This is a genomic window from Bacillus sp. FSL R5-0560 (assembly GCF_037966305.1).
Classification (GTDB): Bacteria; Bacillota; Bacilli; order Bacillales; family Bacillaceae; genus Bacillus; species Bacillus mojavensis.
This window is the reverse complement of the sequence record NZ_CP150195.1, coordinates 1975244-1990023: the sequence shown is the minus strand read 5'-3', so window position 1 is coordinate 1990023 and position 14780 is coordinate 1975244. Positions and strand designations below refer to the sequence as shown.

The following is a 14780-nucleotide window of genomic DNA, read 5'->3' as shown; positions in this document are numbered from 1 at the left end:
ATTTCATGTTATGTATTGCATCGAACGAATTGTTGAAATGTTTATACCTTTCAGTCATTTGGATCGATTTACCAGCTTACTCTTACATTTTTACGACCAAATGCATTTGCTTCTTGCTCACTGTCCATCAGAATATCAATACGATTGTTTTTAATATCTCCTCCTGTATCTATTGCATATGCTTGAAAGCTATTCCCTTCATATGAAACTTGAACTAATGAATACAAAGGAATTATTTCTGGATCAACAGCGATTATTCTTTTTCCATTGTAATAGGATGTGTTTGATACATCATAGCCGGTTCTTGTTTTCCCTGTGCAACCTGTAGAACAAAACGCTGTGTAAGCAGTGGCAACAACTTCATGACTCTTCGCTGCCTTTGCATTATTACTTTTTGAAGCTGCTTTATCTTCCCTTCTCTTTCTGTTTGATTCTTTCACTTTTTTTGTTTTTGTATGTTTTGCTGCTTTTTTATTTTCTTCTGTTAGATATGTAATCGTCGCATTAAGATACTTTTTTCTACTTTCATCCTGCTTTTCTTCCTTACTCTTTAGCCCGGGAAGGATTCTTGGAACGTCAATTTCATGAATAAGTTTTTGCCTCACCTCTTTTTTATTTAGATAAAATGACTCTTTTATTGAGACTTGACTGTCTTGATGTGTATACAAGTTTTTAGCGCTATATACGAGCCCTACTCCTAACAAACCAATTGTAGCAAAAAGTGTCATTTCATTAATTATATGATATACATATTTTTTATGTTTGTCTATAAGTTTTTTGAAAATTTTCATCTCTCCTAGCTATTTCAATTTACGCCGCTTTAATTTGGACTTCTTTTTTATCAGCCCATGTAGTTTCTGTAATCTCTAAATCCACTACTACAGGCACTTGCATCCACTCAACGTCTTCCATAATTCGTTTAATATGAGGAAAAATCCATTCCTCACCCTTGTACACTAAAAACTGCAATTCATCATGAATATTAGCTAAGGGAAGAGTTTTACAATTGTTTTCTCTTAAAAATTCCCCAATCCTAATAACATATCCTTTTAACATATCTGCGCATGAGCCTTGTACAAGATAGTTCCCTACTTTGTATGCTTTATCAGTATTTGAAAGGAAATAAACTCTCCCATACATATTTGTTGCATAGCTATTCTTTTGTACTTTAGCTGCAACTTGTTTCTGATAATAAGAAACCTCTGGAAAGGTATTTGACCAACCTGAGACAAGGGCATTCGCAATTTCCATTGAGACTTCGAGTGCTTCCGATGCTTTTTTAGCACCGCCGCCATAGTTACGCATGAAGTTAAACATCTTTCCTATGTATCTCCAAAACTTTTTAAAAGATTTTTCATCAACTGGAGATTCTTTTTCATGTTCGTATTGCTTATACTTGTCTACACATTTAAATGCCAATGCCATTAATGTATTATGTGATGTTTCGCTATGGACATCAGTGGGAGTCCAGCTCTCTCCGTTTTCAAGAAGCCAAACTGAAGTTCCGTCTTCTTTCTTTTCATACCACCTTGCTCTTTCTTCTTTCGTATCAAAACGAAACTCTTCACCAGTTATGTAATGAGTACATTTAAAAGGCATATATGCTCGGCATAGGTTTAAATCAGGCTTCTTCAACAGAACTGTATAGTTTGCCTGCGCTCTTAACTCTATTTGTGATAAATCAAAGTATGCAATTTTGTTGTAATTTCCTCCTTCAACTATAAATGCTCGCCTCGGAGAGAAAATTTCATATTCAATCGGTGCCTTACCTTCTCCATTTTCTTTCTCGTAGAGCTCTCCTTCCTCTGTTAGAATTCTTTCTTTAGGGAATTGCTGCGCATCTGATCCCAGCCTTCCAGACACAGTGTTAAACTGCCCATACTGAGTATAAAAATGATTATCATATTGCGCCACTTCAATAATCCTTGAGATATAAGTCGATTGCCACTTTTCAAGTCGTCTAAGTCTTGTAATTAATTGGGATACACGATCATCTTTGTGTTTTTTAAGAAAAGATTTATCAGTTGTTTCTGGTCTCTCTCCAAGCTTTTTCTCAAAGTAATCAGCAATTACTGTCCCTTGAGAAACGGTGAAATATTCTCCAACAATTCCCCATAGTTCTTCATACAGTTTTTGAATTTCGTCCTCACATTTTTTAAAGCAGCTGTGCAGATAAGGCATATCTACTTTCATACCAACACGTTCCATTTTTAATAATTCGATTATCAGTTTATTTTCTTGTTCAAGAATGGCTTTTTGTTTTCTTTTTAATACTGTAGGGTAAGTAAATTCAACTAACTCTAATGTATAGATACCATCACTATGGACATATTCCATCATTATATCTCGGTCTACTTCAGAGTAATCTGCAAAAGGATTTTCTTCCATCCATTTAAAATACACATTTTCGATTTCTTCAGGCACCTTCAGCCACCGTTGCTTTTTCTCTTTTGTAAAGTAGTCCATTTCGTTTCGCTTTTTTACTTTGTACGCTTCTTTAATTTTTCCAAGTCCCCATCCTTTATAGGGCTTTAATAATTCTTTTAATATATTTCGCTTAGCATCATTTATTTTTCGTAGTTCTTTCTTTACCTCCTTCTCAAACTCGCCAGCCTTAGGATCAATATATTTTTCTGATACTTTTTTAAGCCCTAAAACATCTCCACCATCTCGTGCAGATACAGCATCAAAGGAAAACCTACAAAGGCCCATTGTATCTGTAATATTTTTCAACCCGTATACAACTTTTTCAGAAATACCACCGTTTATTAACATGTGCAAATCGTATTTCACATTGTGACCAACAGTCATTACACACTTTTTTGTTAGGGCAATTACTTGTAAAAGAATTTCGGCTTTAGAGTCAAAAGCAAATACCCTTCCTTTAATTTCATCTGTTCTTTTTTCATTTGGGAGCATCCAGCCAAAAACCCACATAAACGGTTTGTCTTTAATGATATGTAAACCTGTAGTCTCTGAGTCAAGAACACAGAGTTTCGGCTTATCTTTATGAAATAGTGTATTTATCTCATCAAAGTCATTTACCCAATGTTTTTCGTATAGTTTTGTTATATCCGTTTCTAACTTTGGTTTTATAATCACGGCATCACCTCATCCCGTTAAAATAAGAAGCTATCTGTTACTTCAATATCCACTATCTCTACTGCAGGAGCTGATTTATTTTCATATTTATTAACCTTACATTTACCAACAACGTCTAAATAAAATGTTTCGTCTCCATTATCAAACAATTCATCAAAATCGCCTTTATAGTACGGTTTAGTCAATTTGTATTCTCCAACATTAATAACAAACGTTGATGTTCTGTTTTTGTATACTCTTACATCAGTATTATTTATTTGTATACCTTCAATTGCTATTAGGGGTTCTTCAACTGTTGATCCCCAGTCGTCCCTATATTTATGTATAGATTTAATTAAAGTAGCATCCATGTCTGCAGCGGGGACAATGAAGTCTACTTCATAAACATCTTCTAATAATACATCTGCTTCAATAATGCTGTTTAATTGAGTACTCAAGTTTTCAAAGTATTCAGCTTCTATTTCAAAACCAAATGCATTTGCATGCCCTTCGCAAAAGTTAAAAAGGCCTGTTTCAGTAAGTAATTGTTTAAAGTCTTTAATTCCACTTTTTTCATATCCCCTTGCAGACCCTCCAAATTTCCCTTCCTTTGTTTTCCTGCCTAACAATACTGGTCTCTTAAACTTCTTAGCTAATTGGGTAGCTACAAGCCCTGTAAATGAGGATTTTAATTCATCGGAAACATCTAAAACTATTACTTTATCATTCGTTTTATTTTCTTTGATAAGCTGCTCAATTAATGCATTAACTGGTTTTTCAAGTGATTTTTTCTGCCTATTCTTCGTATTTGCAATTCTTCTGGCAACTGACTTTACTATGGGCTCGTATATTTTCTTCCTCGGATAATAAACAGATTCTTGACTGCCTAATAATGCCTTCATCATATCTGTCTTTTCCTCCATTGTTGCGTAGCGTATAGCTGCATTTATGAATGGAACAATAGAGAATGCCGTAAAATGTATATTTATATTTCCTTCTAAGAAAAATGATTGTCTACCCACGATTTCTTTTATCAGCGGGTTTTTAATTTGCTTTAAGCCCTTCTTTACATAATAGCGTGTTTCTGGTTCCCGTAAGTCAATTACATCGCCAATATTCCCAATTGCAACTAAATCTAAGAAGCTGTCAGCCGAGTCTAAACCAAGTTTGTCATCTAAAGCTTTACAAAATTTATAAACAATACCCACACCCGAAAGTCTTTTGTTCTGATACTCATTTGAGAGCTGATTATTTATAATGATAGCAGCATTTGATTCTTTTTCACACTCATGGTGATCAAGTACTAACGTATCTATTCCCCGCTCTTTTAGCTCTCGGTGTAACTCATATTGGTTACTTCCTGCATCTGGAATAATCAACAAATGCGTATCTTCTGGTATTGTTTCCAATGAGGCCCCATGATCTTTTTTATCATGAAGCCTCCATTTTACTTTAGTACCAGGAAAGGCTTGATTTAGGTAATTAATTAGGATTGCGCTTGATAGATACCCGTCGCAATCAGAATCAACTTGGATAAATATATTGTTCTTTAATTCAATATGTTTCAATAAACAATTAATGCCCTTATCCATATTATTTAAAAGGGAATAATGATTTATAACTGATGAATTTAAATTAAAGAACGTATCAGCATTAATTTCTCTATTCTTAATTATTGTATAAATAGGATTTTTATAATCATTCTCCCCTATAAGTTTATAAATCAATATCATTCATCCTATCTATTTATTTTAAATTTGTTCTCGTATAAGGAAGTCCAAACATCGTATCCTTTATCTGTAGGCGAATCTTTATCAGATAAAAGGTTTTCCTTGTCATAAATTCCGTAACGTAATCTGCCTGTGAGCCTGGATACCTCATTAACAATGAATTTGGCATCTTTGTCTTTGTCATATGCAAATACAAATTTAATCCCAATTCCTAAATTTTTAAGTATCCTTATTTGCTCATCAGACATACTGTCACCTTCAATCGAAATACAGTTTTTAAACCCCCATTGAGTTAAATACCAGGTGGTTTTGCCACCTTCGACCACTATTGCTTCTTTTAGTCTCTTAATGTGAGGGAGAGCTCTATGTAAATTATAAAATTCAATTGACTTATTACAGGGCTGTATATAGAGATACTTATATTTATCATTAACCACTGGGTCATTTCCAATATATCGCCCTTTAACACCAATTAATTGACCACTCTTATTATGTACCGGAAAAGTTACGCGTTCAGATCTTACATCAATTCCTACACCAAAAAGCTTTTGTGTCCTAAGTGACAATCCTTCATTATACCATCCTAAATACGGAATATTTCCGTACTGATCCAAAACACTTTCGGGCAATATTTCGTTTTCATCGGTTATTCCATCTTCCTTATTACGATTTTTCTGAAGCTTGTGCAGCCATCTATTCGGTTGTGGTTTTTCTTTTTCTTTTGTTAATTTATAAAATCCATCTATGTACTCTAAATAATTTAATTTATTGCATAACCAAAATTTGCTCTTTGAAAGGCATGCTTTTTTGTCATCTTCAGATTTAGCTTCATAAAGTATGTAGGATATGACATCAAATATTGATCCTGATATTCCCTTGCTCCTGATATTTGAAGTTAAAGAGGGTGTGTTTTTGACTTGAACACTTCGTTCATTATCACCGTCAGGAAGTCCAGCAACAAACAACTTACCTCCTTGTTCGGTGCTGATGCCCCAACATCCAAGAGCTTCTAAAACATCTTGTATTTTTTCTTCCTTATAAATTCTTTCCCTAATGGTTTGTAGATCGGACATTAATCGCCACCTTCTTAGAATGATCCTCCTATTCTTGGAACCTTAACATATGCAACTTCTTCGAACGAGTTAATACTGTAATTCACTTCATATATAATCTGCTCTTCTTCACTTCCGAAACGGTTCTTTGCTAGAAAAAGAACTAAGTATGTTTTCTTAGGATCTAACTTATACTCTTCTTCATACCAGTTTCCTAATCCATCTTTTTTATAGTTGTACGGTTTTAACTCGTATTTGCTTTTAGAACCTGTGTATTCATCTGCAAAAAGCAATCTACCCATCATTACAACCGCAGCTACCTCGTTGATTTCCATACTCTTACCTGTTGAGTCCAAATCCAAAAACCTTGTTTCCTTACCTAATTTCAGCTGCACAGTAGCTAACGTCCCAACATTTTGATTATCTTCTTTTATTAAATCGTGCAATTCTTGTGCTGAATTTGAAAAGGCTTCCCACCGAGCCATATCTTTTTGTGATCTATCAGGTTTAAAAGTATCGATTATAAGTTTGTTGTATCCTTTTGGTCTATATAGCTCTACACGACTAAGGATATCCTCTACTCGATACTTCTTTAACTCCAGTGTTTTAATTAGTCCTTGTCCTCGCTCCCATGCCCAGTCTTTTGCTGCATTTAATTTATTTAACATCTCTTGTTTAAAATTACCTTCGTATAATTTTTCTCTGTTAATCGGTTTCTTTAATACCTTAGATGAAATAGTCGCAAGCAGTAGCGAACGCCATTTCTTTACACTTTCTTCGTTTATAGCTAAAATCGCCTTCTCTTGGTTTTCAAAAAGACTTAAAATGAATTTTTCCATTGCAATTGAACTTTTCCCAACACCTGAGGATAGGACTAAATAATAAAGAGAACCGTCTTTCCAACCTTTAATTTTCCTATTTAATCGAGGTGAATCATGCAATGGTGATCCCATAGACTCCCCTGAATCTAAATCCTCAATTGTTTCATCTAGCCCATCCACAAGGTCATGTTCAATTACATCACCAGAATTAATGTGAGCAAAGGTTTCTTTATGTTTATACTGCATAAACAGTTGTAATTGTTTTAAAGTCATCGCAGTCAGTTTATGGATTAACTCGCAGTTCGTAATATCAATTAGTGAGGCCTGCTGCAGTTTTCTTAAACTCTCATACTTTTGAATTTCATTAAAATGATATTCCTCATTATGGCTGTCTTTTTTGCATTCGTTCATTAACTCTTCTATTGATTCAAAACCACCAAAGTCATTATAAGCGTCGATATAACTTTTTTTATTTTTTTCTTTGGGTCTAGATACTAGAAATGAATATACTGTTTTATCATCAAAGTCTCTAATGCCATTTTCGAACATCTGAGACCCTACTGTGTAATAGAAGTACCAAATGGACTCTGTGAACGTCTCACTTGAGACTTTATGGGTTCTGTATCTTTGATAAAGCATTGGATTCGACCATAAATAACCTACAAACAGAGCTTCATGAATATGTGAGGGTTCAACAAATTCTTCTATATATTTTTGTTTTGTCATTGCTTACTCCCTATAATAAACTTGAAATATCTAATTCATCCTTCTTGTTTTTATTCCTTTTAACCTCAAGACCAATTTCATCCTGAAGCTGAATTTGTTTTTTTATAACGCTTGTACGAATTGAGTCTTGTTGTTCTAAGCGTCTGTTCCTTTCTTTTACTTCATTTATGTTACTAACTACAATACTCAAGAAATACGCAAATTCGTGCCAAGGTGATTCGAACTGTTTGTAATCCCTTGCTTTATGTAATTGCTGTTCTGAATACTTATAGGTGTCTAAAATGTCTCTAAACGGAACTCCTTTTTTATATCTTTTAACTTTTTGACTTTGATATTTAACCGTTCCATTTCTAAGATCCTGTAACCTTTCAATCATTCTCTTACTTAATCCTTCTAGTCTATGTAGATCTTTAAGGTATAGGTAGAGTTCATCAAATTCATTTGCTTCTTTTTCTTTAAACGCTTTATCCTTCTCATATTGAACATAACACTTATCGTGAAAATATTTCCTTATGTACTTTTCAGTGCCGTTTTTATTGTATTTCCCAGTTGGTTTTGCTTCACAGAGCATTTCTTTTTTTACCCCTTTAGATACGCACCACTGGCATTTAACTTCCCTCATATCCGCTCTCCTTTTATAAACTAAGGGGAGAAAAACTCCCCTTTATTAAACTGCATTAAGTACAGATTTAGTGATTATTAAAGCTTCTTTAAGATCTTCTACCGAATTAAGTTGTTTATAATTCTTTTGCCCATCAAACTTTGTTGCATAGGCATCAGCTAGCTGGCGTTTCACTGCAGGTGGTTGGTCAGACACTAAAAACGTGATCTCATCTAAATAGGTCTGAGGATCATTTGCAGCTTTTTCAGCTGCCTCTTGGACTTTTTCCTCTCTGAGTTGTTCTTCCTCTTTTTTTATCTCATGTACAGTTCGATTAGTCTTTTTAATTTGGCCAAGCACCGCATTCTCGAATGTCTTTAAAAAGTTTTCAGCGCTATATTCAACTTTTTCAGGTAGTTCAGTATAACGTCCGCCTGCAATTTCAACATACTCAGATGGTCTAAAATACATCATAACTTTTGTGTCATGGAAGTTACTTGCCTTATCACGTCCTTTTTTATCTTTAATGTTATCTTCTAGTTCATTGCCTTGTTTATCTAATACAGAAACCTCATTATGTAAGCAGCAGATTAGACTTGCCTGTGATTCAAAAACTTTTCTTCCAGAGTTGGGCATCATTAATTGAACGGAATTATATTTCATTCCATCATATAGGGTGGTTTCTTTTTCTTTTGTCCAGGCCAGAAACATCAGTCCGTAACCTGCATTTTTTAATGTGTCAAAAGGCTTTTTTAGTTCTTCATAAAGAGCAGTCCATCCGTTTTCTTTGCCGTTAGTTGACTCAGAAATATCTTGAAGTGACTCAAAAGTTTTCCCATAGCGTTTATTTCTATCGTACAGAATCCAAGCTGTACAAGCATCGATCGCTCTATCTGCTGTATCTACTCCAATAAGCTTAACGATTCTCCCTGTCTTTGCCTCTTGAACTAATTCAGGGACAACTGTTTTTTTAAAGTAATCCCACACTTTCCAAAGGTTTTTATCTGTTCCCTCATCATGGAGAGGAACGATGTTGTCTAGCTGCCATGTCTCGTACCCGTCCTCAAAAGACAATAATAAAGCTTCTTCGGGGTTTGAATAGTGTAATTCAGTTACCTCTTTCCACAGACGTGTCTTACCTGTCTTATATCCTCCTGCTACTAGTGTCATGATCGATTGTAGTTCAACCTTTGGTGTGTTATTTTTAATTTTCTTACGGAAACTCATTCAATCTCTCCTTATAATTTAATTATTATTAAATCGCAAATCGCAACTTATCTTAGAAAGGCAGGTCATCATCGTCTACAGTTACTTCAGCGAAAGGATCTTCATTAGGTTTTTTCTCATTAGAAATCTCTTCCTCCGATAAGAATTCACTCTTCCAAGTACCGCCAATGTATCTCAATACTTCTAGACCCTTTCGAGTTCCAGTTGAGACTGTCTCAAAAGAAGCAACTTTTTCCCCTACATCTTCAAAAGGATTCTCTTCCTCTGATTCTGCAACTTCGACTTGTGTAAATTGTGCTCTATTATTGTCTATCCCTTCAACAACCAGAAAATCGCCTCTCTTTAAACCAACAAATGCATCTGCAAAAGGTTTTTTGCCTTCTTCTGGTTCTTTATAATAAACAATAAGCTCAACATCTTTTGGAACACTTTTTTCTTTTCCATGATCAAGATAAACTCCATTTACCTTTGTATCCTTTGTTTCTTCGTCTTGGTATGTACTCTTAATCCCTAGCTGCATTTCAAATTTGTTATGTTCTTTAAAATCTTCAGAAGCAAAGTCTCTTACATAAGGCACATAATTGTATTTGCCATCTGCTTCTACTACTCTAACTTCACTTTGAATGTTATTCGACACCTTAATCTTATCCGTTTCAACAACATCATCAGTGTAACTTACTTTAAAACGTTTCCCCTCACCATCGTCAGTAATTTTGGTGATGAATAAATCTCCACCATCCGGGTTTAACCAACCCACCTTAACTTTTGCAACACCTTCTTTTGCTTTGCCACTACCGAGCCAGATTCCATCTTCCTCTGAGTCGTACACTTTAAATTGATCCCCATCTTTCACACCTTTAATTTCAACTTCTCCATTTTTCAATGGATAAACTCTTTTAATAATTCGTTTCACTAATTTGATTTCTTCTCCGTTGTTGTTTTCAAAAGAATCAAATTCGTACTGGCCTTGAACTTCTACCCACATACCTGGCTTCACGATTTTAGCTAATTGTTCAGTTACATCCCATTCTGGCGTAATGACATGATATGTTTCATCAGGTAGTTTGGTCTTATCGTTTCGGTCAGCCCATGGAAGTGGAACTGTTTTTTTATGTACAGAACTATAAGCATAAACTAAATCACGTTCCATGCCAGAAAGCTCCACTTTTAATTCATTATAAGGTGCAGTTTCGATATTAAACTGAAGCACCCTTCTGTTTTTCTTTGTTTGTGTAACAGTTGTTTCAAAAATTTCAGCATCATACCAACTGTCTGTTTCTGGATCTTTTTTTCTAACAGGTTTAACTAAACCAACAAACCTAAAATTGTTTGTGAATTCTTTCCCCCCGTGTTTTTTGTTAATTTTAATATCATCTTTTTTCTTATATGCCATATACAATTATCATCCTCTATTTTTATTTTTGTCTATTATGATTTTTTCGAATATGTAATTTTACTAATCTTACAATCTTTGATTCCAAGTTCTTTACTAAGTTCTATGTACCTTCTTTTTGGGAACTTCCAATCATTTTGGTCAGAAAAGCATCCTGACTTATTTACAATTTCAAATACCTGCTTTTTTCTGTTAACTTTGATTATCATATTTCCGTAAGCGTACTCTGTGCAAAATAAACGTTTTTTAACTCGCTCAGGATGAGTTTCTTTGACAAGTGAGACATTCCTTATCATCTTTAACAGTGCCTGATCAGGAGTAATTGTCTTGTTGCCTTTAACGTTTTCTCTGTAATAGCTTAATGCCTTTTCTGTTATCCCAAGTACCTCCAAGTAATTCGCCTCCTTCCCTTTAACTTGATTTTATTATATACATATTTTTTGTCTTTGTCTACATGTTTTATAAACTTTTATATTTTTTATTTTTGTGTTATATTCACAATCTTTCTAATTCGAATAAAATTATCATTTTATTGGGTTATAAGGTCAAAGAGCCACCTAATGGCAGCTCCTAGAGCTGATCAGCCTCCGCCTCTAACTTCTCTAGTAGCTCATCCTCCAATAATATTAATCACTTTTTTAACCCCCAAAACCCATTTTATTTAATACTCTCCATTAGGATTAAAGAGAATTATATCATGGATTTATAATATTTAAACAATTTCACTCCATAACCATACATCCATTGTTTGCATTGTAAATCCGTCGGGTAGCTGCTTCATTTTCACATTTACATTGTATCTTCTGCCGGTTGTTTTATGTACAACAGCTAGTTCTTCACCATTAAAGAAACGTACAATGGCCTCATCAAATTCAATAGGTTGATTAACCACATAACCTTCCTTTAATGCTCTAATAAACAAATAAGGATCATTTTTATACAGCTCGTAAAGAACATTGGCATATTGTTCGTTCTTGTCTCTAAGTAGTTCAAAATTAATCAACGGTATGTATAAGTCTTTGTCAGATAAATTTAACTTGTTTCTAAAGTATTTAATTGCTTCATCTTGCTCTTTAGAAATGATGTTTGGCATTCAGTTAACCCCTTTATTCGTATGATAAACTGGGCTATTCTTAGAGACTAGCCCAGCATTGTCTTATAAGTATTCTACTAGACCATCATCTTTAGCCCCTTCTGCTATTAAACTATAAGCAGCCAGAAGATGCTCTTTAATTTTCTCTTTTGTTTCTTCCCCGAAAGCATCAAAACCAATTTTAACATCGCTTGAGTAATTAATTTTCCTATTCCCTACTTGCACTACATTTTCCTTTTTAATTTCAGCAATAAAATAAGCATTTGCTAGGTTTTTTCCTAAATACTCCTCTGTAAATGGATCATAATCATCAAAAACCTCATACCGTATTTCTCCGATTCTAAGCTTTTGCTCACTCATATACTCATCCCCTGTTTTGAAATTTTTGGCACTGCTAAATTATATACCAAAACACATAAAGGGAACAAGTGTTCTCGTCTAGTTTTTTTATTTATAATCGATTACTGTATCATCTAAGGCTAATCTAGGTGTGCCGCTGTCGTATGTATTATGTATTAAAGTTGTACTGGAAGCATTAAACGTTGCATATGGATGTGAAAGCACTCTTGTGCCAATACCTTGAACATCATTCCTAATTAATCGAACCTTTTTTGTCCCGTTTAAATATATCCCATAGCCTTGATCTGAATCTCTGTTAAACATGATTTCATTTCCTCTAACCATATGCTCAGAACCGCCTATTAAGTGGATGGCAATAATTGATTTGCAATTATATATCTGGTTATCACTTATTCTGATATTGTATATATCAGCTGCGCCCATAATTGCAACATTTCTTGGTTCAAATATCTCGTTCCTTGTTAGGAAGACTTCTGAATCTTTATCCCAATATATCCCGTAACCTTTTCCACTCAATAAGAAATCGTTTAGCTTAATTCTGATGGATTGAGACCTTTCACAATATATACCTCCATATAGATTGGAGAACTTATTGTTTATAAAGGTGACATCATTAGAATCCATCACTTTAATCGCATATGCTGAGGTTGTTCCTTTCCCTTTATTATTGCTTACTTTAATATCTGATGAATTCCTCACCTGGATCTGAATACAATCGCTGTCCTGTATTCTGTTGTTTGAAATGGAAACATCTTCGGCCATATGTGTTGCTATTGCACAATTTGAAGCGTTCTTTACGGTATTATTATCAATCGATACCCCTTTCCCTCTAATCATCATGCCTATTTTAAACCCTTGAATATTGTTATCAGTTATTTGAATTCTGTTGCCAGTCTCAGTGCTCGAAACGCCTACAGAGTCTATTCCATACTCCTTAGAGTCCCCTTCATTTATTATCTTGTTACCCTTTATACTCACATCTGTACTGTAGCCATATGAAATTACATTGTCACAGTAATTATCTTTGATGGAAACTTTACCGCTTGTATGAGCAGTAACCGAACCTCGACCATTTTTTCTAAACCTGCAATCAGCAATCGTTAACTCATAAGGATGATCATATTTCTTTCCGTTTTCTCCGTATCCCTCTAAATCAATACCTAGTTGAGGGCCAATTGTATCCCCTCCAGCTTCTTCTATGTCACAGTCTTCAACCAATAATCCTTCGCAACCATTAGTAGCTAAATTGTTCCGTCTCCCTCTTTTCAGTTCGCATTTTCTTACGGTCACACTTTTGGAAGGTGTATAAATCATCCCTGAGTAATTCATCATTCCGTGTGCTGCGATCCAAATGTTGTCTCCAATACAATCTGAGATTTTAACATTTTCAATCAAAACATTTTTGCTCCCATGAACATGTATCCCAAATCCCCATTCATGTGTTTTTCTATCGGTATCAATTAAAGAATAGTCATGTTGATATCGGTCACCTATAATACGACCTCCTCTAATTATTACGTTCTCTGCAAGCCCAATATAAAAACAAGAATAACCTTGACACCCATTGGGATTAACTTGAAATACTGCTTCTGGATCTAAAAGAAGCTCCATATTTGATGGAATTATAATTCCTCCGCCAATTTCAGGATTGCGTTGATTTAATGTATTTACTGAATCAATAATAAAATTCCCTTTTGGAATTTCAACAATAGGAAAGTTATTCTTTGATGCATATATAAGAGCTTCATTAAATCCTTTTGTTGTTTCAATTGAATTGGAGTTAGCTGCATTTATTCCCCACTGATCAAAGTCAATATAGTATCGTATGGATTTATTCAACAATGTCATGGTGCTATACCAGCCATATAATACACATTTTCATTAATGAATTTAGTTAGAACAGCAATATAGTCATAAAAAAATCGATTCTTTGTTCCATCCCGTCCAGCCAGTGTAAAAGTATTAAACATTTCTCTCCGTTGTTCAGTGCTAATTTCAAGTTGAATGCTCATACCAGTACTATTTTTATTAGCAATGTTCTGTTCATTTGTACCGGCTAAACGAGAGCCTTCAGGCAACAATTCTGCAGAAAAGCCTGAATCAGTAAGTAATGATGTAATCTTTGCTGCTTTTACTCTGTCTGTCCCACCTACTAAAGTGTGTTTTTCACTTGATGCGTACCCATGAATTGAGATTGTTAAATCATGCTTGTTTAATAAGTCTAAAGCTCTGGGCTCATCAAAATTTGTACTTGTAATATGCAACTCAGAAGCTCCTGGTATCCTTAAACCTTCAAATAGATAGGTAGAGTAAGACTTACTTAATTCTCTTGCAAGCTCACTAGTCCCTCCTTCAATACCTCCGCCATGTGGAGCAAGAATAACCACACGTCTATCAATATCAGTAGTTAAAATGTTATAGCTCAAAGGTGACTCATTTGCTTTTAACTCTTCAAAATTACCATACTTATCTGCAGCTAGAACTGAATTGGGATTAAACAATGCAAACAATGAAGTAACTAGGATTGGAAAAGACTTCTTGTCTGTGATATACTTATATAGCTTCGTAACCTTGCGAAGTGTCAGGTAGAGAAGGTTAGGCCCGCCAAAGCTCGCCTTCTCTGCCCCCTTAACCTCTTTTTCCTCTATTCTGTTTTTAAACTTCAACAATTAACAACTCTCCTTATATAATTTTTT

The 14780-nt window shown here is 34.5% G+C and carries 12 protein-coding genes and 1 pseudogene; all 13 read right to left on the bottom strand.

The window, feature by feature from the left end; translation table 11 throughout:
* Positions 1–68: 68 nt before the first annotated feature.
* The 13 genes and pseudogenes from NST56_RS10390 to NST56_RS10330 all read right to left on the bottom strand — a co-directional run bounded on the left by NST56_RS10390 (position 69) and on the right by NST56_RS10330 (position 14753).
* Entirely contained in the window at positions 69–785 is a 717-nt protein-coding gene (locus NST56_RS10390; RefSeq protein WP_339182158.1) for a 3D domain-containing protein, read from the bottom strand.
* A 25-nt stretch (positions 786–810) separates the two neighbouring features.
* Positions 811–3102 carry a DNA polymerase gene (locus NST56_RS10385; protein ID WP_339181813.1) on the bottom strand — a complete coding sequence of 764 codons (2292 nt, stop codon included), beginning with the start codon at positions 3100–3102 and terminating at the stop codon, positions 811–813.
* Between the two features lie 17 nt (positions 3103–3119).
* The gene (locus NST56_RS10380; RefSeq protein ID WP_339181810.1) at positions 3120–4814 is read right to left on the bottom strand and encodes a DHH family phosphoesterase; all 1695 of its coding nucleotides are present in this window, start codon (positions 4812–4814) and stop codon (positions 3120–3122) included.
* A 5-nt stretch (positions 4815–4819) separates the two neighbouring features.
* Entirely contained in the window at positions 4820–5884 is a 1065-nt protein-coding gene (locus tag NST56_RS10375) for a DNA primase (RefSeq protein ID WP_339181807.1), read from the bottom strand.
* Positions 5885–5898: 14 nt separating this feature from the next.
* Positions 5899–7410 (bottom strand): replication protein, encoded by a 1512-nt coding sequence (locus NST56_RS10370; RefSeq protein ID WP_339181804.1) that lies wholly within the window; start codon positions 7408–7410, stop codon positions 5899–5901.
* A 10-nt stretch (positions 7411–7420) separates the two neighbouring features.
* Positions 7421–8032: a hypothetical protein gene (locus NST56_RS10365; protein WP_339181801.1), complete on the bottom strand. Its 612-nt coding sequence runs from the start codon at positions 8030–8032 to the stop codon at positions 7421–7423.
* A gap of 45 nt (positions 8033–8077) precedes the next feature.
* Positions 8078–9238 carry an AAA family ATPase gene (locus NST56_RS10360; protein WP_003231073.1) on the bottom strand — a complete coding sequence of 387 codons (1161 nt, stop codon included), beginning with the start codon at positions 9236–9238 and terminating at the stop codon, positions 8078–8080.
* Between the two features lie 52 nt (positions 9239–9290).
* Positions 9291–10631, bottom strand: coding sequence for a hypothetical protein (locus tag NST56_RS10355; protein WP_339181798.1), 1341 nt, complete (start codon positions 10629–10631; stop codon positions 9291–9293).
* Positions 10632–10653: 22 nt separating this feature from the next.
* A pseudogene (locus tag NST56_RS10350) lies at positions 10654–11023 on the bottom strand (hypothetical protein).
* 320 nt (positions 11024–11343) lie between these two features.
* The gene (locus NST56_RS10345) at positions 11344–11724 is read right to left on the bottom strand and encodes a hypothetical protein (RefSeq protein ID WP_213417595.1); all 381 of its coding nucleotides are present in this window, start codon (positions 11722–11724) and stop codon (positions 11344–11346) included.
* Between the two features lie 63 nt (positions 11725–11787).
* Entirely contained in the window at positions 11788–12084 is a 297-nt protein-coding gene (locus NST56_RS10340; protein ID WP_268289536.1) for a hypothetical protein, read from the bottom strand.
* 87 nt (positions 12085–12171) lie between these two features.
* Positions 12172–13932 (bottom strand): right-handed parallel beta-helix repeat-containing protein, encoded by a 1761-nt coding sequence (locus NST56_RS10335; protein ID WP_339181790.1) that lies wholly within the window; start codon positions 13930–13932, stop codon positions 12172–12174.
* A complete protein-coding gene (locus tag NST56_RS10330; RefSeq protein ID WP_339181787.1) occupies positions 13929–14753 on the bottom strand; it encodes a poly-gamma-glutamate hydrolase family protein in 825 nt (274 codons plus the stop codon). The genes NST56_RS10335 and NST56_RS10330 overlap by 4 nt, the downstream gene beginning before the upstream one ends.
* Between the last annotated feature and the right edge of the window lie 27 nt (positions 14754–14780).

Bases quoted from the DNA above. Each gene is read 5' to 3' on its own strand.
- NST56_RS10355 (WP_339181798.1), bottom strand. From the start codon at position 10,631: ATGGCATATAAGAAAAAAGATGATATTAAAATTAACAAAAAACACGGG.
- NST56_RS10365 (WP_339181801.1), bottom strand. From the start codon at position 8,032: ATGAGGGAAGTTAAATGCCAGTGGTGCGTATCTAAAGGGGTAAAAAAA.
- NST56_RS10340 (WP_268289536.1), bottom strand. From the start codon at position 12,084: ATGAGTGAGCAAAAGCTTAGAATCGGAGAAATACGGTATGAGGTTTTT.
- NST56_RS10370 (WP_339181804.1), bottom strand. From the start codon at position 7,410: ATGACAAAACAAAAATATATAGAAGAATTTGTTGAACCCTCACATATT.
- NST56_RS10360 (WP_003231073.1), bottom strand. From the start codon at position 9,238: ATGAGTTTCCGTAAGAAAATTAAAAATAACACACCAAAGGTTGAACTA.
- NST56_RS10375 (WP_339181807.1), bottom strand. From the start codon at position 5,884: ATGTCCGATCTACAAACCATTAGGGAAAGAATTTATAAGGAAGAAAAA.
- NST56_RS10345 (WP_213417595.1), bottom strand. From the start codon at position 11,724: ATGCCAAACATCATTTCTAAAGAGCAAGATGAAGCAATTAAATACTTT.
- NST56_RS10380 (WP_339181810.1), bottom strand. From the start codon at position 4,814: ATGATATTGATTTATAAACTTATAGGGGAGAATGATTATAAAAATCCT.
- NST56_RS10335 (WP_339181790.1), bottom strand. From the start codon at position 13,932: ATGACATTGTTGAATAAATCCATACGATACTATATTGACTTTGATCAG.